The sequence below is a fragment of the Serratia myotis genome (assembly GCF_027474885.1).
Classification (GTDB): domain Bacteria; phylum Pseudomonadota; class Gammaproteobacteria; order Enterobacterales; family Enterobacteriaceae; genus Serratia; species Serratia proteamaculans.
Genome location: NZ_CP099707.1, coordinates 2,924,856 through 2,942,899, shown reverse-complemented (window position 1 = coordinate 2,942,899; position 18,044 = coordinate 2,924,856). Strand labels below are relative to the sequence as shown.

14 protein-coding genes and 1 pseudogene are annotated in these 18,044 nt (G+C 52.9%); 11 read left to right on the top strand and 4 right to left on the bottom strand.

Annotated elements, in window-relative coordinates; all coding sequences use genetic code 11:
* The first annotated feature begins 325 nt into the window (after positions 1-325).
* The 6 genes and pseudogenes from NHG65_RS13895 to NHG65_RS13870 all read left to right on the top strand — a co-directional run bounded on the left by NHG65_RS13895 (position 326) and on the right by NHG65_RS13870 (position 7,247).
* Positions 326-2,125: a glycoside hydrolase family 13 protein gene (locus NHG65_RS13895; RefSeq protein WP_261426497.1), complete on the top strand. Its 1,800-nt coding sequence runs from the start codon at positions 326-328 to the stop codon at positions 2,123-2,125.
* A 155-nt stretch (positions 2,126-2,280) separates the two neighbouring features.
* A pseudogene (locus tag NHG65_RS13890) lies at positions 2,281-2,542 on the top strand (type 2 periplasmic-binding domain-containing protein); the annotation flags it as partial.
* 142 nt (positions 2,543-2,684) lie between these two features.
* Positions 2,685-3,686 (top strand): siderophore ABC transporter substrate-binding protein EitA, encoded by a 1,002-nt coding sequence (eitA, locus tag NHG65_RS13885; protein WP_261426498.1) that lies wholly within the window; start codon positions 2,685-2,687, stop codon positions 3,684-3,686.
* The gene (locus NHG65_RS13880) at positions 3,683-4,720 is read left to right on the top strand and encodes a FecCD family ABC transporter permease (protein WP_499182313.1); all 1,038 of its coding nucleotides are present in this window, start codon (positions 3,683-3,685) and stop codon (positions 4,718-4,720) included. Before eitA ends, NHG65_RS13880 begins: the two co-directional genes overlap by 4 nt.
* A complete protein-coding gene (gene eitC, locus NHG65_RS13875) occupies positions 4,720-5,481 on the top strand; it encodes a siderophore ABC transporter ATP-binding protein EitC (protein ID WP_261417415.1) in 762 nt (253 codons plus the stop codon). The genes NHG65_RS13880 and eitC overlap by 1 nt, the downstream gene beginning before the upstream one ends.
* Before the next feature lie 518 nt (positions 5,482-5,999).
* Positions 6,000-7,247: an alginate lyase family protein gene (locus tag NHG65_RS13870; protein WP_499182312.1), complete on the top strand. Its 1,248-nt coding sequence runs from the start codon at positions 6,000-6,002 to the stop codon at positions 7,245-7,247.
* Position 7,248: 1 nt separating this feature from the next.
* Here NHG65_RS13870 and nifJ read toward each other — a convergent pair whose 3' ends face one another.
* Positions 7,249-10,782 (bottom strand): pyruvate:ferredoxin (flavodoxin) oxidoreductase, encoded by a 3,534-nt coding sequence (nifJ, locus tag NHG65_RS13865; protein ID WP_219016365.1) that lies wholly within the window; start codon positions 10,780-10,782, stop codon positions 7,249-7,251.
* Between the two features lie 251 nt (positions 10,783-11,033).
* On the opposite strand from nifJ, the gene NHG65_RS13860 reads away from it, so the two are divergent.
* Both NHG65_RS13860 and NHG65_RS13855 read left to right on the top strand, forming a co-directional pair.
* Complete coding sequence (locus tag NHG65_RS13860) at positions 11,034-11,366, top strand: SMR family transporter (RefSeq protein WP_085116991.1); 333 nt, start codon at positions 11,034-11,036, stop codon at positions 11,364-11,366.
* Positions 11,367-11,801: 435 nt separating this feature from the next.
* Positions 11,802-12,062 carry a DUF333 domain-containing protein gene (locus tag NHG65_RS13855; RefSeq protein ID WP_099062916.1) on the top strand — a complete coding sequence of 87 codons (261 nt, stop codon included), beginning with the start codon at positions 11,802-11,804 and terminating at the stop codon, positions 12,060-12,062.
* A gap of 41 nt (positions 12,063-12,103) precedes the next feature.
* On the opposite strand, the gene hslJ is transcribed toward NHG65_RS13855, so the two are convergent.
* Entirely contained in the window at positions 12,104-12,532 is a 429-nt protein-coding gene (gene hslJ / locus NHG65_RS13850; RefSeq protein ID WP_099062917.1) for a heat shock protein HslJ, read from the bottom strand.
* 22 nt (positions 12,533-12,554) lie between these two features.
* Positions 12,555-13,547: a 2-hydroxyacid dehydrogenase gene (locus NHG65_RS13845; RefSeq protein WP_261426502.1), complete on the bottom strand. Its 993-nt coding sequence runs from the start codon at positions 13,545-13,547 to the stop codon at positions 12,555-12,557.
* A 537-nt stretch (positions 13,548-14,084) separates the two neighbouring features.
* Here NHG65_RS13845 and NHG65_RS13840 point away from each other — a divergent pair.
* From NHG65_RS13840 to NHG65_RS13830, 3 genes are read left to right on the top strand one after another with little or no spacing between them, the layout of a single operon-like run.
* Positions 14,085-16,697 carry a YdbH family protein gene (locus NHG65_RS13840; protein ID WP_499182311.1) on the top strand — a complete coding sequence of 871 codons (2,613 nt, stop codon included), beginning with the start codon at positions 14,085-14,087 and terminating at the stop codon, positions 16,695-16,697.
* On the top strand, positions 16,694-16,891 hold the full coding sequence (locus NHG65_RS13835) for a YnbE family lipoprotein (protein ID WP_099062920.1): 198 nt from the start codon (positions 16,694-16,696) through the stop codon (positions 16,889-16,891). The genes NHG65_RS13840 and NHG65_RS13835 overlap by 4 nt, the downstream gene beginning before the upstream one ends.
* 8 nt (positions 16,892-16,899) lie before the next feature.
* Positions 16,900-17,223, top strand: a complete 324-nt coding sequence (locus NHG65_RS13830; RefSeq protein WP_207976592.1) for a YdbL family probable chaperone protein — start codon at positions 16,900-16,902, stop codon at positions 17,221-17,223.
* 125 nt (positions 17,224-17,348) lie between these two features.
* Here the strand turns inward: NHG65_RS13830 and azoR are convergent, their stop codons facing one another.
* Positions 17,349-17,954 carry an FMN-dependent NADH-azoreductase gene (azoR, locus tag NHG65_RS13825; RefSeq protein ID WP_099062922.1) on the bottom strand — a complete coding sequence of 202 codons (606 nt, stop codon included), beginning with the start codon at positions 17,952-17,954 and terminating at the stop codon, positions 17,349-17,351.
* Between the last annotated feature and the right edge of the window lie 90 nt (positions 17,955-18,044).

Here is an 18,044-nt window from a genome sequence, read left to right as displayed (position 1 = left end):
TTGGTTAATTAATGTATAAATGAGGTTATATCGAAATTGTTTTTTATTATAGCGAATTAATGGTTGTTTAATGCGTGTGTCGAGCAAAAGCTAACACGATTCAGCTTTGTGTGTCGCTCATGTCTATTTTTGCAGTAAATATCACTTTGTTTTTCCTCTGTCCTTTACCTGTGACCTGTTAGAGAACATAATTTAAAAAATGCCGAATAGAGCAGGTGAGTTCTTTATCACTAAATGATAGTTAAATTAACGTACATTTCTAAACACCGTGGAGAATATTGGATTGACTATGATTTCATAAGTGAAATATTTGGAGAGTAATGTAATGTCTCGTCATGGATTGAATACCGCTATAGCAATTTTTCTAACCACATCATTATCAGCCTCTTGTCAGCAAGCTTTCGGCACAACACAATCTTTGCCCCATAAGGAAGTCGTTCAACAGTCGGATGCTATCCCTGCATGGTGGAAGGAGGCTGTTTTTTATCAGGTATATCCACGATCCTTCAAAGACACTAATGGTGATGGGATCGGTGATATTAACGGCATCATAGAAAAATTAGACTATCTAAAAACCTTGGGTATTGATGCTATCTGGATCAACCCGCATTATGATTCTCCGAACACGGATAATGGTTACGATATACGTGATTTTCGAAAAATCATGAAAGAATATGGCACGATGGAAGATTTCGACCGTCTGATTGCTGAAATGAAAAAACGTAATATGCGTTTAATGATTGATGTTGTCATCAATCATACAAGCGATCAAAATGAATGGTTTGTTCAGAGTAAAAGCAGTAAGAGTAACCCTTATCGCAATTATTACTTCTGGAAAGATGCCAAAGAAGGTCAGGCACCTAATAATTATCCTTCTTTTTTTGGCGGTTCAGCATGGCAAAAAGATGAAAAAACCAATCAATACTACCTTCACTATTTTGCCAAACAACAGCCGGATCTAAACTGGGATAATCCCAAAGTTCGCCAAGACCTGTACGCTATGTTGCGCTTTTGGTTAGACAAAGGTGTTTCTGGCATGCGCTTTGATACGGTGGCCACCTATTCGAAAATCCCGGATTTTCCGAATCTTACCCAGCAGCAGTTGACGAATTTTGCTGAGGAATACACCCAGGGCCCTAATATTCATCGTTATATCAACGAAATGAATCGAGAGGTCTTATCCCATTACGACGTGGCGACAGCCGGTGAGATCTTTGGTGTGCCCTTGGACCAATCAATTAAGTTTTTCGACTACCGTCGTAATGAACTGGACATGGCCTTTACCTTTGACCTTGTCAGGCTCGATCGGTATGTTGATGAAAGGTGGCGTCGCAAGGACTGGAGCTTGTCACAATTTCGCCAAACTATCGATAAAGTTGACCACACGGCGGGAGAGTATGGCTGGAATGCCTTCTTCCTGGATAACCACGACAATCCACGCGCGGTATCACACTTCGGCGACGATCGCCCACAATGGCGAGAACACTCAGCTAAGGCGCTTGCAACCCTAATGTTGACTCAGCGAGCCACGCCCTTCATTTACCAGGGTTCAGAGTTGGGTATGACCAATTATCCCTTTAAAACCATTGATGAGTTTGATGATATTGAAGTCAAAGGTTTTTGGCACGACTACGTTGAGAATGGCAAGGTTAAAGCCGATGAGTTCTTGCAAAATGTACGCCTGACCAGCAGAGATAACAGTCGGACACCATTCCAATGGGATACCAGCAAAAATGCGGGATTTACCACAGGAAAACCCTGGTTCAAGGTCAATCCAAACTACGAAGAGATCAATGCTGCCAGTCAAATTAAGAGTCCTGCTTCGGTATTTAACTATTACCGCCAGTTGATCAAAATTCGTCATGATACTCCTGCACTAACCTATGGTGCTTACACCGATCTGGATCCCAAAAATAATACTGTCTATGCCTATACCAGAACCCTCGGTACGGAAAAGTATCTTGTCGTCGTGAATTTCAAACAGCAAAGGGTAAACTACAAATTACCTGAAAATATGTTTATTAACACCACGATTATAGAAAGTGATGCCAGGCATGCTGCGAAAAAAAATGACACGACACTTAATTTAAACCCATGGCAGGCTGGGATTTATAAACTCAATTAGCCAGCGGAACAGGAAGGGTACCATTTATAAGAGTACCCTTTTTTTACAACATCGTTAATCGATACGCGTTTCATCATTGTGTCCTAAGAGAGATATAGTGAGGAGAGAAGGTGCAGGCAAGTTTCTTTAACCTTGCCATGAATACGGCGCTTGAGTCAGCGTCGGTCAGCGGTGCTGCAACCGTCGATGAAACAGGGCTCTACTTAAAAATGTGTCTTGAGGGATTCGGGTTGGCGCAGCTTGCTGAGAGAGTGGTATCAGGGCACCTGTAGTAAGGTCGTCTGATCGAAGTTCTGTCGGACTGGCAGCCCGCGGCCGTGCCGGTTAGCTTACTCGCGTTATCTCTTGCCAGCCGTGCGCGCATTGGCTGACGGGATAGCTGAATTCATCAGCGAATGCCGGCCTGAAAACCCTTAGAAGGTCAACGTTCACCTGGTATTGATGTGTATTTCATGCGTTTTTCCATAGGTTAAGCAGTAAAAATTTATCGCATAAAAAATGATTTTCATTATCATTGCGTTTTCGAAACCAAGTTCCGTCGGCTAAAGAGTAGTGTTAAATGAAAAAGGTCATTTGTGCGTTAGGGCTGGTGCTCGCTTCGGTCAGTTCTGCTTGGGCCACCACGTATCCTCTAACGATTGAGAATTGTGGATATAAAGAGACGTTTACCAAAGCCCCCGCGCACGTCGTCGCGCTGGGACAAAATACCGTTGAAATTATGTTGTTGTTAGGACTGCAGGATAAGATGGTCGCCAGTGCGTTTTGGCCGACCAAAGTTCTTCCGCAACTCGCTGAACAGAATAAAAAAATCAAAACGCTGACGGTAGAAATACCGACGCTTGAATCTATCCTCGCTCAAAATCCTGATTTTGTTCCTGCACAACTCCCTTTGCTTCTCGGTCCCGAAAGTAAAGTTGCGAAGCGTGAAGATCTCGCGTCCGTTGGCGTGAATAGCTATATGTCTCCGGGTATGTGCGCAACCAAAAAAGATATTGGCGATATGTACGGTAGCCGTCAAAAACTCTGGGACATGACATTCCTTTATCAGGAAATTGATGATTTTTCCAAAATATTCAACGTTGAGGAGCGTGGCCAGGCCTTAATTGCCGATTTTAAAAAACGCGAAGCAGACCTTCGACAGGAGTTCAGTAAAAGCAAAAAAGATCTTTCGTTTGTTTTCTGGTTCTCCAGTTCTTCTCCCTCCTCTGACGCCTATGTCGGCGGCAAGAACAGCGCTTCAGGTTTTATCGCGAATGTCTTGGGTGGCCATAACGCCATCACCTCAGAGACAGAGTGGCCCACCGTCGGTTGGGAGAGCATCATCGCCGCGGATCCCGACGTGATTGTTGTTTCAAGCCTTGATCGAAATCGCTGGGCGCTCGATAACGCCGAAGAGAAGATTAAATTCCTCAAAACCGATCCCGCAGTGAGTCAATTAGAGGCGGTGAAAAAAGGTCATATCGTGGTGATGGACGGTCAGGCGATGAACCCAACTATTCGCACAATCTATGGAGCTGAAGAAATTGGTGAACAACTCAGAAACTTGGGACTGAATAAATGACCGTTGTGGCACAACCGATCAAACAGACGTTTTTGCTAGGCGTATCGGGTGTTTTTTCTGTGGCGTTGTTATTCCTGGTGATCGCGATTGGTGTCAGCGTGGGTGAGCTTTCTATCCCACTGCGAAGTGTGTTCTATGCCATAAGCAATAAACTTGGACTGACAGAGGTGCCCCTTAGCCGTATTTACGAAAGTGTGATTTGGGACTTTCGTCTGAGCCGTGCGCTTGTTGCGGCCTGCAGTGGTGCGGGGTTGGCGATCTGTGGTGTAGTGCTGCAAAGTCTGCTGAAGAATGCGCTGGCAGAACCTTACGTACTTGGCGTTTCTGCTGGCGCTTCAACTGGCGCGGTCTCAGTCGTGGTATTGGGTATCGGAACCGGTGCGGTGTCACTCTCAGCCGGGGCATTTGCGGGGGCATTTGCTGCCTTTGTTTTTGTCGCCTTCTTGACTAATGGTGCGCGCGGCGGCAGTGAACGCACCATTCTGGCAGGGGTTGCTGCGTCTCAGCTCTTTAACGCCATTACGGCTTACACCATCAGCACATCTGCCAGCGCGCAACAGGCGCGTGATGTGATGTTTTGGTTATTGGGCAGTTTCAGCGGTGTGAGATGGCCTGAGTTTCAACTTGTCCTGGTCGTTGTGCTGATAGGGCTTGCAGTGTGCCTTTACTATTCTCGCGCACTGGATGCCTTTACTTTTGGCGATGATGCGGCTGCCTCTCTGGGCATCGCTGTCCCCTGGGTTCGCCTGATCCTGTTCACTACCACTGCGTTGATCACTGCCACTATCGTCAGCATGGCTGGCTCTATCGGCTTTGTGGGTTTGGTTGTTCCGCATGTCATGCGCTTCTTCTTTGGGCCGTTGCACCGCAGGTTACTTATCGCCAGTGCGTTGGCTGGGGCCATTTTGATGGTGCTCGCCGATGTGGCTTCGCGCTTATTGATCGCTCCGCAAAGTCTTCCGGTTGGCGTAGTTACCGCGTTCGTTGGCGTACCCTTCTTTGCCGTTATTATCTATCGTTCAAGGAATAAGTGATGAGTATTGCTGCTGAAAATATCATCTGGAAGGTAGGTAATAAAACCATCGTAAACAACGTCTCACTGAGCGTTTCGACTGGAGAAACAGTCGGACTCATTGGCCCTAACGGCTGCGGTAAGTCATCACTACTGCGGGTTCTTGCAGGATTACGGCGCCCCCTTTCGGGGACTGTCACGCTGGATGGGCAAAACATTGCCCGGATTGCAAAAAAACAGTTGGCACGCCGGGTGGCATTTGTAGAGCAGCACGGTATGACGGAGGCAAATATGCGCGTTGTCGACGTGGTCAAACTGGGGCGCATTCCCCATCACTCTCCGTTTTCCAACTGGAGTACGCAAGATGACGATGCAGTCACTGCCGCACTCCAGCGCGTAGATATGCTTGGCAAAAGTGGACAGGGGTGGCAGAGTTTATCTGGTGGCGAACGCCAGCGTGTTCACATTGCACGAGCTATCGCACAATCGCCGACGGAGATCCTGCTTGATGAGCCGACCAACCATTTGGATATCCATCATCAGATACAACTGATGAAACTCGTCAGCGAACTGCCAGTGAGCAGCATTGTGGCTATTCATGACATCAACCACGCCTCCATGTTCTGTGACGCGTTAATTGTGATGCAAGAAGGGCAGGTCGTCGCTTCTGGTAGCCCGCAGCAGATCCTCACCGAGTCATTGCTTTGGGATGTGTTCAGGGTAGAGACAAAAATTGAAATTTCTCCCTTCCACGGGAAAAAACATATCCACTATATCGCTTAAAACCAGCTAATGAGCACGCTATTACCTATTATGCGGTCAGTCACAGGCTGAGTGAGAGGAAAGCAAACCGGGCGGGCCAGGCGACTATGGCGCAGGTGTTTATATCGGGTTAGCTTACGAAAATAAGCGAATTTCTTTATCAGAGATAGACAACTTTTTAAACCCGGTCTGGCGAGTGCGCCATCTGGAAAAGCAAAAAGCCCGCTCAGGGTTCCCTGAGCGGGCTTCTCTAATTTGGCTCCTCTGACTGGGATCGCTTTCTCCAGCAATTTGCTGATAAATAAGTTAAAAATGGATAGCTAGAACGAGCATCAAATGTCGGCTCGAAGCGAGATTCTGTCCAAAAACCTCGAACAGTCGGCTCTGTGCCAAAGCGGGCGCTGCTAAGATCGCGTTGCGTTAAAACTTAGGGGACAGGTCAAGAGTGTTTACGCCCGGAAACGTTTTTTTCTGTCTGGAAAGGTAAAAATGGTCAGGATGACCGCAGTCACCGCTGATCATAATGGGGAACCTGTTTGATGATATGCACCTGCTTGCGAGCCGCCTTTTTGCTTTGTCTGATGCCGTTGGCTGCCAATGCTGCGGAGTGCTGTATTTTCTTGCAGCAGCCGCAGTTGTTACAGGTAAAAGCGCATCTCCAGGGGGATGCTAACTATCAAAGCCTGATGCGCGATGCCGATAGCCTGCTGCCAAAACCCTTACTCAGCGTCACCGATAAGGGCCTGACGCCACCCAGCGGCGACAAGCACGACTATCTGAGTCTGGGGGCCTATTGGTGGCCGGATAGCCGTCAACCAAATGGGCTGCCCTGGGTTCGCCATGACGGGAAAGTGAATCCGGCCAGTAAGAATGAGCAAAGTGACGGCGTGCGTTTGGCCGAATTCACCCAGCGAGTACAGACTCTGGCGTTGGCGGGTTATTTCTCCGGTCAGCGGCGCTACAGCGATCGGGCCATTGCGCTGGTTCGTACCTGGTTTATTAACCCGCAAACGCGGATGAACCCAAATCTCAACTACGCCCAGGGTATTCCGGGGCGCGACAGTGGCCGTGGTAACGGTATTCTGGATGGGCGCTATTTTGCCACTCGTGTTGTCGACAGCCTGTTATTGCTGCAGCAAACACCGGGCTGGACGGCGCATGATGAAAGCCAGATGCGGCAATGGTTTGGCCGTTATCTCGATGAGTTGTTGCATGGTCCAGCCGGCAAGCAGGAGGCTGCCGCGAAGAATAATCATGGCAGTTGGTATGCACTACAGGTAGCAGGCATTGCCGTCTGGCTAGGGCGCGATGAGGTCGTGCGCGACATGGCGATACTGATGCAGCAAAAGCTGGACTTGCAGCTTGCTGCCAATGGCTCGCAGCCGCAGGAGTTGCTGCGCACCCGGTCGTTCCACTACAGCTACTTTAACTTGCAGGCGCTGGTACTGATGGCCGGTTTGGCGCAGCGTCAGGGGATTGATCTCTGGCACTACCAAACGGAACAAGGCAGTTCATTGTTGGCAGCGCTGGATTTTATGGCGCCCTATGTTGATGCGGCGCATCCATGGCCTTATCCGAGTCTGGATCGGGTTGGGGTTCGCATTGTCCCGTTACTGATCCAAACCGACAGCATGCTGAAAACCACGCATTATCAGGCGGTGATTGAAAAGGCGCAATTTGATGCGGCGCAATGGCAGGGGAAGGCGAGCTATGTACGAGGGGCGGTAAAAGAGGCGCAGCGGCAAAGCTGGCTGGAAGCGGGGCGCGAACCGGTCGCGCCCCGATGAGTTACTCGGCGGAGGTTTTTTCCCCTTTACCGGCCAGCAGGCTGAGGAAGTCGTACTTCTCCTTCAGCTCTTTCTCTGCGGCCTGATACAGCGCGCTGGCAACTTCCGGCTGCTGTGAGTTCAGGCGACGGAAGCGCTGTTCTTTCAGCAGCGTTTCGGTCAGGTTGCTGTTTGGCGGTCGGGAGTCCAACGCCAATGCCGGTTTGCCTTCATCAGCGCGGCGCGGATCGAAGCGGTACAACGGCCAGAAACCAGTAGCGGTCAACTGCTTCATCTGGTCGTGGCTGAGCGCCAGATCGTAACCGTGTTCTTCACAGGGGCTGTAGGCGATAATCAGCGACGGGCCCGGATAGGCCTCGGCTTCCTGGATCGCTTTCACCGTCTGATTGAGCTGCGCGCCCAGCGAGATCTGCGCCACATACACATGGCCGTACATCATCATGCTGACGCCCAGATCCTTACGCGCCTTGCGCTTGCCGTGCTCACCGAACTTGGTGACTGCACCCAGCGGAGTGGCTTTCGACTGTTGGCCACCGGTGTTGGAGTAGCATTGGGTATCCAGTACCAGCACGTTGACGTTCTCGGTCAGGCTGAGGACGTGATCCAACCCACCAAACCCGATGTCGTAAGCCCAGCCGTCACCCCCAATCAGCCAGATGGATTTATCCACCAGATAATCGGCGTCGGTCGCCAGTTGGCGAGCGTCGTTACCTTCGATCTGCGCCAGCAGGCTGCGCAGTTCCGCGATCTGTTTGCGGCGAGGTTCCGGCGCGATCTCCTCCATCTGCAGAGCATTAACCAGCTGTGCCGGCAACTGCGGTGCCAGGGTATTCAGCAGGCGTAATACGCGGCTGCGGTGCTGGTCGACCGTCAGGCGGAAGCCCAGGCCGAATTCGGCGTTGTCCTCAAACAGCGAGTTGGCCCAGGCCGGTCCACGCCCTTCGGCATTGGTGGTGTAAGGCGTGGTGGGCAGGTTACCGCCGTAAATGGATGAGCAGCCAGTGGCGTTGGCAATCAGCAACCGGTCGCCATAAAGCTGGGTCAGCAGCTTGATGTACGGCGTTTCGCCGCAGCCGGAGCAGGCACCGGAGTATTCGAATAACGGTGAGATCAACTGCGAGGTACGAATGTCGATCCGCTCGATCTGTGCCGGATCAATCTCCGGCAGTTGCAGGAAGAAGTCGTAGTGTTCCTTTTCCACTGCCAGATGCTCCAGCCGTGGTGCCATGTTGATCGCCTTGATGTCCGGGTTCTGGCGGTCTTTCGCCGGGCATACCTCAACGCACAGGTTGCAGCCGGTACAGTCTTCCGGCGCTACCTGCAGGACGTATTTCTGGCCGCGCATATCTCGCGCCTTCACATCCAGCGACTGCAGCGAGGCAGGGGCGTGCTCCATGGCCTCCGGCTGCACCACTTTGGCGCGAATGGCGGAGTGCGGGCAGGCGGCAACGCAGTGGTTGCACTGGGTGCACAGGTCCGGCTGCCAGATTGGGATTGCTTCGGCGATATTGCGTTTCTCCCACTGGGTGGTGCCCACCGGCCAGGTGCCGTCCGGCGGGAAGGCCGATACCGGCAGTGCATCACCCAGTCCGGCCAGCATCGCGGCAGTGACGGTTTTGACAAAGTCGGGTGCGGCATCGGAAACCACCGGCGGCCGCATTGGGCTGCTGTCGTTAACCGGCTGCAGTGGGATCTCAATCAGCGCCTCTAGCGTGGCGGCCAGCGCCTGCCAGTTGCGCTCGACGATATCCTGGCCTTTGCTGCTGTAACTGCGGGCAATGGCGTCCTGCAACTGTTGCAACGCTACATCGCCCGGCAGAATTTGGGTCAGGTGGAAAAACGCCATCTGCATCACGGTATTGATGCGCGCACCGAGCCGACATTCACGCGCCAGTTTTGCGGCGTTGATGATATAAAAACGCGCCTGACGTTGTAGCAGCACGGCCTGCACTTCTTGTGGCAGTCGCGACCACGCCTCTTCGGCACCGTACGGCGTGTTGAGCAGGAAAATACCGCCGGGTTTCAGGCGTTCTGCCATCTGGTAGGTATCGATAAACTGCAACTGATGGCAGCCGACAAAATCGGCACGGCTGACCAGATAGGCCGAGTTAATCGGCTGCTCGCTGACGCGCAGATGCGACACCGTCAGGCCACCGGCCTTTTTCGAGTCGTAGACAAAATAGCCCTGAGCGTACAGCGGCGTACTGTTGCCGATGATTTTGATGTTGTTCTTGGTGGCGGAAACCGAACCGTCGCTGCCCAGGCCGTAGAACAACGCTTCCAGCGAGGCGCGCTGCGGCAGGGTTTCTTCGCTGAGCGGCAGAGAAAGGCCGGTCACATCGTCAAAAATACCGACGGTAAAGCGCGGGCGCGGTTTGTCCAGCGTCAGTTCGTTAAACACTGCCAGCGCACAGTCTGGCCCGAACTCTTTCGAGGACAGCCCATAGCGACCACCGATCACCATCGGCATGCTGGTGCGCTCGCCACGGCTGAAGGCTTCGGCCAGTGCGGTCATCACGTCCAGATACAAGGGTTCGGCCAGCGCTCCCGGCTCTTTGGTGCGGTCCAGCACGGCGATTTTCTTGGCGCTCTCCGGCAGCATGCTGAGCAGGTATTGTGCGGAGAATGGCCGGAACAGTCGCACTTTCAGTACGCCGACTTTCTCACCGCGGGTTAGCAGGGCATCGATCGCTTCTTCGCAGGTACCGATAGCGGAACCCATCAGGATCACCACGCGCTCGGCCTGCGGATGACCGTAATATTCGAAAGGCTGATAGGCCCGGCCGGTGATCTGGGCAAATTTGTCCATCGCATCAATCACGTGCCGGCTGGCCGCGTCGTACCAGGGATTGGTCGCTTCACGTGACTGGAAATAGGTGTCCGGGTTGGCGGAGGTGCCGCGCACCACCGGATGGTCTGGCGACAGCGCGCGGCTGCGGTGCGCATCAATCGCCTCCTGCGGCAGCATCTGGCGCAGGGTATCGTCGCTCAGCGGTACGATTTTGTTGATTTCATGCGAGGTGCGGAAACCATCAAAAAAGTGAATGAACGGCAGGCGACTGTTGAGGCTCGCCGTTTGAGAAATCAATGCAAAGTCCTGCGCTTCCTGCACGTTACTGGCGCACAGCATGGCACAACCGGTCTGGCGTACCGCCATCACATCGGAATGATCGCCGAAAATCGACAGCGCATGGGTGGCGATGGTGCGTGCGGCAACGTGCAGGACAAACGGCGTCAGTTCACCGGCCAGTTTGTACAGCGTCGGGATCATCAGCAGCAGGCCCTGCGATGAGGTAAACGAGGTCGACAACGCGCCGGTCTGCAACGCACCGTGCACTGTGGCAATCGCTCCGCCTTCCGACTGCATTTCTACCACTCGCGGTACGTCTCCCCAGATGTTTTGACGTCCGTCGCCGGACCAGGCATCTGCCTGTTCTGCCATGGTCGAACTGGGAGTGATCGGGTAGATGGCAATCACTTCGCTGGCGCGATAGGCGACGGAAGCGACTGCATTATTACCATCTGTAGTAATCATTCGACTTTACCTTTCATTGCTCAAAAAGCTGCAAAAGTCACCTCTCGCAGTAATTAACAAAGTCTAGCAGAGGGATATATTGGCCCTTTATCGCGTTTGTGTGGCGGAGCAAAAATCGACAAAAATTGCTGTAAGCTGATATTTCCTGAATTAAAACTGCGCGATGACGAAGAATTGTTGCGGTTGTTTAACGACAATTTATTTCCGGCACGTCATACTGTTGAACAGGTGAACTTAGAGAAGAAAAAACGATGAGCGGATTTATGTATTTGACCATGGCGATTGTGGCGGAAGTCATCGCCACCACCATGCTGAAAGCCTCTGAAGGCTTTACCCGTCTGTGGCCGTCACTGGTGGTGGTGGTCGGTTACGCGGTTGCTTTTTGGGGACTGTCGATGGTGGTGAAAACCATGCCATTGGGCATTGTCTATGCAATCTGGTCGGGAATGGGGATTGTTCTGGTATCGATAGCGGCGGTATTTGTTTATCAGCAAAAGCTGGATCTGCCGGCGGTGTTTGGCATGGGGTTAATTATTGCCGGTGTACTGGTGATTAATTTACTGTCGAAAACGGCAGCGCACTAATTGTTATTTTAAGCTAAAGATAGCCAGCGTGACATTCAGTGACGCTGGCTGAAGGTCTCAGTAATAATAACTGAAAATAATGAATTACTTATATCAACCCAGTAACAAAACAGGCGCTGTTTTGTTACTGTTGTTTGACCATTCCCAGTCCGTCTTACTGCCCCCCAATCTCTCCGTCAAACCGGCACAGCTCCCTTCGCTCAGACCGCTCTGTGGCTGTCCAGGCACGCGGGTGACCCCTCAGGGAACCCTAATAAAGATCACAGTGCTCAAATAAACGCCAAATAATTGCAGGAATATATTTTCATTATTTATATATCAGGCTAGATTAAACAGGTTTGCATCAAAGATAACAAAACGCGTCCGCATAAAGTGATGCGAGTTATCAGCAATGGCGATTTTACACAGCGTAGTTCCGGGTTCAGGAGTGGAATAATGACGACATCAAAATGGTTGCTGGCCAGCGCCGTACTGCTTTTGGCCGCATGCAGCAGCAAGAATGAAGAGCCAGTGCAGCAGGGCAACAGCGCCAGAATCAATACCTTACAGACCAGCGCGAACTGCGCCAGCGTGGGCGGCACCACAACCGTGGCCCACAATTTAAACGGTGAGGCTGTAAGAATGTGCCAGATGCCGAACGGCAAGCAGTGTGAAGAATGGACACTGGGTCAGGGAGCCTGCTCAACCGCCGGGTAAGCAGAAAGGAACACCAGGCCGTCAGGCCTGGTGAACAGGGATCACTGCACCCAGTCTCGCTGGGTATAGACCAGGACGTGGCCGCTGCCGCTCAGCGTTAACTGTTGAGCGCTGAGGGCGACTGTTGCCCCTTTAGCCAGTACGTCGCCAATCACCCAGTCCCACTGGTTGAGTTGCGGATCAGAACAGGCCATGCGGGTAGAAGCCAGCCCCGGCACCGTCAACACGCCATCCTGCAATTGGCCGCTACCGAAGAAGCGGTTACACATGGCACCGGAAATATGCATTTTCTCACCGAACTCAAGGTTGGGTCCGTTACCGGGACGCGACTTCACCGCCACGCCGTCGACGCTTTTCAGCGCAAAATTATGATGCAACAGGTCACTTTCTGTCACCGTTTTACCGTTCTGGCTCATTCCGCACCCCGCTAACAGCAGCGCCGTTAACGCCACTGAGATGGACTTCTTCATATTTTCTTCCTTGTTAAAATCATCAGGCATTGAGCTGATTAGGGCAGTTCTCACCGCGATCCAATTGATTAATGTTTTTCAACGTGGTTTCCGAGATGCTGGTCAGCGCCTCTTCGGTCAGGAAAGCCTGATGACCGGTAAACAACACGTTATGGCAGGCTGACAGGCGACGGAAGATATCGTCCTGGATCACGTCATTGGATTTGTCTTCGAAGAACAGATCGCGCTCATTCTCATACACGTCCATCCCCAGAGCGCCGATTTTCTGCTGCTTCAGGGCGTCAATGGCCGCCGAGGAGTCAATCAGAGCGCCGCGGCTGGTGTTGATGATCATCACACCGTTTTTCATCACCGCAAAAGCGTCGCTGTCCAGCAGGTGGTGGTTCTCCGGCGTCAGCGGGCAGTGCAGGGTGATCACGTCAGACTGCGCATACAGCGTTTTCAGATCGACATATTCGGCGCCCAGCTCCAGTGCTTGCTCGCTTGGGTACGGATCATAAGCCAATAGCTTCATGCCGAACCCTTTCAGGATCCGCATGGTGGCGATACCAATTTTACCGGTGCCAATCACCCCGGCGGTGCGGTTATGCATGTTGAAGCCGATCAGCCCCTCGAGCGAAAAATTGGCATCGCGGGTGCGTTGATAGGCGCGGTGAATACGGCGGTTAAGGCACATCATCATACCCACGGCGTGTTCAGCAACCGCTTCCGGCGAGTAGGCCGGCACGCGGACGACCTTGATGCCCAATTCTTTAGCGGCGTCCAAATCCACATTATTGAAGCCGGCGCAGCGCAGGGCCAGTATTTCGACGCCCAATGCCGCCAGCTCTTCAAGGACTTCACGGCTGCCGTCGTCATTGACGAAGATGCAGATCGCTTTGCAACCGGCGGCGTTTTTGGCGGTTTTTTTACTGAGCAGGAAGTCGAAGAACTCCAGCTCGTAGCCAAACTGCTGATTCACCAGTTCGAGATATTTACGGTCATATTGTTTAGTGCTGTATATCGCCAGTTTCATCGTGGTTTCTCCAGCTTGATTTTGTGATCAAATTAACAGATTTTAGTAAATTCTACAATTGGTTAGCCCATTCCGGTAACGCTAAAAACGGGTAAGCGTTATCAATAGCGGCGGTATTAATTAAGGGTAGTTGGCGACGCTGGAGCATGACGGATATTCGTGGCGAATACGGGGTGAAATAACTTCGTTGGCCTGAGCCAAAAAAAATCCCCACGGGGGTGTGGGGAATGGCTTCTCTAGTACAGTTAGCTGGTTGCTGACTTTTGTTAGAATGCTTGCAAGACTATTAATGATCAAATCTAACGACAATAACAAAAGTCTGAAACAGGCCATATTCATGTGATGAATATGTAACTAAAACTTACAGCACCCGCATCAATGGCTATAAAAGCCCCTGTCCGGGGCATCTTCTTCGGTCTCGGCTTCACCCTATGTCAAATTCATGCCATCATTATTGCCAATTCAGGCATAGACTTAGCCTAAAGGGTCTTTGGCCCGGGCAAAGGGCGGCTAACTCAGGAATGAAACAATCATTTAATGACTAAGCGATTGAAAGTATTCATAGGGATTGTGGTAAGTATGCTGATCCTGCTGCTGGCGCTGTGGCAAACTCTGCCGCGCTGGCTGCCGCGTGTGCTCTCACACTGGTTGCCGCAGGGCAGTCAGTTGGTTTTGCAGGGCAAATTACAGTGGCGGCAGGGAGCCTTGCAGTTGGATGGCGCCCGCTTTTTAGCCCAGGATTGTTTACTTGCCGCCGTCGGCCCAACCCGATTGGCTTATCAGCAGGGCCGCTGGCAACTCGTCAGCGACAAGCTGAACGTCGATAGTGCCTGTTTATCAAAATTGCCTGCCGGTGACGCCAATAGTGCGCCTCTGGCGCTAGACCAATTGCAAAAGCAATTGCCACTGCTGGATATCACCATCAAGGATCTCTCGGTGCTGCCATGGCAGTATTACGCCGGCAAACTGCAGGTACATGCCACTGCAGAAGGCCAGCGTCTGCAGTATCAGGGCCCTAACATCAGCGTCGACGCGCTGTTGGATCCCCATCAGCAACTGACTCTGAACAGCCTGACGCTCAAGGCGCCAAACAGCCCACAGCCGCTGCATCTGACCGGCAAGATAGCCATTCCGCTGGATTTGGACAGTATGCCGACGCAAGGAGCACTGCAGGGCGAAATACAGACCGCTTACCTGGAAAAACCGTTGCTGCTGGACATGCGCTGGCAGCAGCAGCAGGGGGTGCTGACGCTGACGGAAAAGGGGGCAGATAAACCGCTGGCGAGCTTGCCGTGGGAAATCAACCCACAGCAGGTCAGTATTAAACAGGGGGAGTGGCGTTGGCCGTACAGCCAGCAACCGCTTAACGGTGGCCTGAGCATTGCGCTGCATAACTGGAGCAAAGGCTTTGATGAAACCCAGATCAGCGCCCGTTTAAACGTCATTACCGACGGCCATAACGGCAAAGGCAATGCGGTATTGACGTTGGGGCCGGGTAAGGTCGGGTTGATTGACAGCGATTTACGCTTCCAACTGACCGGTCAGGCGAATCTGGCCGATTTTTCAATGACCGCCTCCATTCCCGGCATCCTCAGCGGCACCATTCTTAACCCGACGCTGGTATTGCAGTCAGGTTCACTGCTGCGGTTGTGGGGCAACGCCACGCCGGAAATGAAACTTGAAGAGGCGCGGTTGCCGCTAGCCGGTGTGAAAGTCACTGCCGCCGGTATCACCGGCCGGCTGCAGGCGATCATTAACGCCAGTGACAGCTACTGGGGCCGCTTTAAGCTGCATCTGGACGGTAAGGCACAGGACTTTTGGCCGGACCATGGCAACTGGCAATGGCGCTACTGGGGTAACGGTCAATTGCCGCCGCTGCAGGCCGCCTGGGATGTCGCCGGCAGCGGCAGTTGGCAGGATACCACCCTGGTACTGGATCGCCTTTCTACCGGTTTCGATCAGTTGAAATACAGCATGGTGACGGTGGATGCGCCGCGGCTTAGCCTCAGCCAACCGCTGCGTTGGCAGCGTGACCCGCAGGCACTGGCGTTGAATGGTGAACTGCAACTGGTCTCGGGCAAGGTCAGCTTCACCAACGGCGGTTACCTGCCAGCCCCGGTGCTGGCTCTGCAGCTCAAGGGCAAGACGCCGGACAGCTTCCAGTTACAAGGCAAGCTGCAGGCGGAACAGATAGGGCCGATAACTCTGCGGGGGCGCTGGGACGGCGAACGTTTACGCGGCGAGGGCTGGTGGCCGAAACAATCGCTGAAAGTGTTCCAACCGCTGATCTCGCCGGATCTGAATATCAAACTGCGTGACGGCGAGTTTTATGCCCAGTCCGCGTTCTCCGCCGCCCGGGTTCAGGGCTTTGAGGCTGGTGGGCACTGGGTGGTGAAAAATGGCGGCATGTGGCTGAAAGACGGTGAGATGAGCGGCCTGGACTTTGTGATGTCCTACCGACTGAAAAATCATCTGTGGCAACTTGGTGCCAAGCAACCGGTGACGTTACGTATCAAGTCGTTCAGCAACCTGTTCGAAATGCAGAATATTAGCGCCGATCTTCAAGGTACCTATCCTTACAGCGAGCAGGCACCGCTGACGCTGAGCAACGTCGGGGTGGACGCGCTGAACGGCCGTATCAGCCTGTCAGCACTGCGCATGCCGCAGCACGATGCTGCGGTACTGAAACTGGATAAGGTCGATCTCAGCGCCTTGTTTACCGCGCTGAAGCCCAAACAGTTTGCCATGTCCGGGCGGGTGGACGGCGAGCTGCCGTTGTACCTGAATCACCCCAAATGGCTGGTGCACAACGGGTGGATCGCCAACGCCGGCATGCTGACGCTGCGGTTGGACAAGGACATGGCCGATGCTATCGGCAGTAATAATCTGGCGACCGGCGCGGCAATCGACTGGCTGCGCTATATGGAGATTAACCGCTCCAAGGCCAGGGTCGATCTGGACAATCTCGGTGAACTGACGCTGAAGGCGCGTATCGACGGGGTCAACCCGCAAAAAAGTGCCAAACGAGAGGTTATCCTGAACTATAGCCATCAGGAAAACGTGTTTCAGCTGTGGCGCAGTCTGCGCTTTGGCGACAATTTACAGGAGTGGCTGGAACAGGCCCTCTCAAAACCTGGGGAACAACCATGAAAATCATTAGCGGGCCATTGCTGCTCGCCGTGCTGGGCACCTCTATGCTGAGTGGCTGCGTGCCGCGTATTGAGGTCGCGACGCCTAAAGATCCGATCACCATCAACATGAACGTGAAGATCGAACATGAAATTCACATCAAGGTGGATAAGGACGTCGATAATCTGCTGAAAACCCAAAGCGGCCTTTTCTAGGAGCCAACATGAAAAAACGTTATTTAGGCTTATTGGGCGCCGGGTGGTTGTTCAGCAGCATGGCGATGGCGCTGACGTTGGATGAAGCCAAACAGCAGGGCCGCGTAGGGGAAACGCTCAGCGGTTATATCGCGCCGGTGAAGCAGGACGCCGAAACGCTGACGCTGGTGAAAAACATTAATGCCGGGCGCACTGAAAAATACCAGCAAGTGGCGGACGGCAATCATATCACCATCGACGATGTGGCGCGCATGGCCGGGCAGAAGCTGGTAACGCGAGCTCCTGCCGGAGAATACGTACGCGGCATCAACGGTCAGTGGTTGAAGAAATAAAAAAGCGCGCCATCAGGCGCGCAATAAAATACAGCATTGGATTTTTATGAGGGTAGAACAGGTGTGACAGGACTTGGGTCTTTCTGTTGTGGCTTCGCAGGGGCACAACACCCCTGCGAGGGATATCAGGCAGCAACCACCTGAGTCAGCACGGCCTTGGCATCGGCCTGCGCTTTGGTCGCGACATCCGGGCCGTAAGCGATGCCTTCAGCGAACACGAACTCAACGTCGGTGATGCCGATAAAGCCCAGGAACAGACGCAGGTAAGGTTCAATCAGGTCAGTTGGGGTGTCTTTATGAATGCCGCCGCGGCTGGTCAGGATGATGGCGCGTTTGCCTTTCACCAGGCCTTCCGGGCCGTTTTCGGTGTAACGGAAGGTTACGCCGGCACGGGCAATCAGGTCGAAATAGTTTTTCAACTGGGTAGGGATGTTGAAGTTATACATCGGCGCTGCGATAACGATGGTGTCATTGGCCTGCAGCTCAGCGATCAGTTCATCGGACAAGGCCAGCGCTTCGGTCTGACGTGGGGTCAGCGGGGTATCGGAAGGACGCAATGCACCCACCAGTTCGCCGTCCAGTACCGGGATTGGCTGTGCAGCCAGGTCACGTACGGTGATGGTGTCGTTGCCATGAGCGCTTGCCCACTGTTCAACGAAGAAATCGGCCAGTTGATTAGACTGAGAGTAGCCCGCCAGGATGCTTGATTTGAGAACCAATACTTTGCTCATCGGTAATTCCTTACGTTATGACAGTGACATCAGGACGGTGCGTCCCTTGCATGCAGTACACTCTATTCACATTTTTCCAGCAGTGATAGC

Excerpts from the sequence above, each read along its gene's own strand:
- NHG65_RS13895 (WP_261426497.1), top strand. The coding sequence starts at position 326 with ATGTCTCGTCATGGATTGAATACCGCTATAGCAATTTTTCTAACCACA.
- eitA (WP_261426498.1), top strand. The coding sequence starts at position 2,685 with ATGAAAAAGGTCATTTGTGCGTTAGGGCTGGTGCTCGCTTCGGTCAGT.
- NHG65_RS13880 (WP_499182313.1), top strand. The coding sequence starts at position 3,683 with ATGACCGTTGTGGCACAACCGATCAAACAGACGTTTTTGCTAGGCGTA.
- eitC (WP_261417415.1), top strand. The coding sequence starts at position 4,720 with ATGAGTATTGCTGCTGAAAATATCATCTGGAAGGTAGGTAATAAAACC.
- NHG65_RS13870 (WP_499182312.1), top strand. The coding sequence starts at position 6,000 with ATGATATGCACCTGCTTGCGAGCCGCCTTTTTGCTTTGTCTGATGCCG.
- nifJ (WP_219016365.1), bottom strand. The coding sequence starts at position 10,782 with ATGATTACTACAGATGGTAATAATGCAGTCGCTTCCGTCGCCTATCGC.
- NHG65_RS13860 (WP_085116991.1), top strand. The coding sequence starts at position 11,034 with ATGAGCGGATTTATGTATTTGACCATGGCGATTGTGGCGGAAGTCATC.
- NHG65_RS13855 (WP_099062916.1), top strand. The coding sequence starts at position 11,802 with ATGACGACATCAAAATGGTTGCTGGCCAGCGCCGTACTGCTTTTGGCC.
- hslJ (WP_099062917.1), bottom strand. The coding sequence starts at position 12,532 with ATGAAGAAGTCCATCTCAGTGGCGTTAACGGCGCTGCTGTTAGCGGGG.
- NHG65_RS13845 (WP_261426502.1), bottom strand. The coding sequence starts at position 13,547 with ATGAAACTGGCGATATACAGCACTAAACAATATGACCGTAAATATCTC.
- NHG65_RS13840 (WP_499182311.1), top strand. The coding sequence starts at position 14,085 with ATGACTAAGCGATTGAAAGTATTCATAGGGATTGTGGTAAGTATGCTG.
- NHG65_RS13835 (WP_099062920.1), top strand. The coding sequence starts at position 16,694 with ATGAAAATCATTAGCGGGCCATTGCTGCTCGCCGTGCTGGGCACCTCT.
- NHG65_RS13830 (WP_207976592.1), top strand. The coding sequence starts at position 16,900 with ATGAAAAAACGTTATTTAGGCTTATTGGGCGCCGGGTGGTTGTTCAGC.
- azoR (WP_099062922.1), bottom strand. The coding sequence starts at position 17,954 with ATGAGCAAAGTATTGGTTCTCAAATCAAGCATCCTGGCGGGCTACTCT.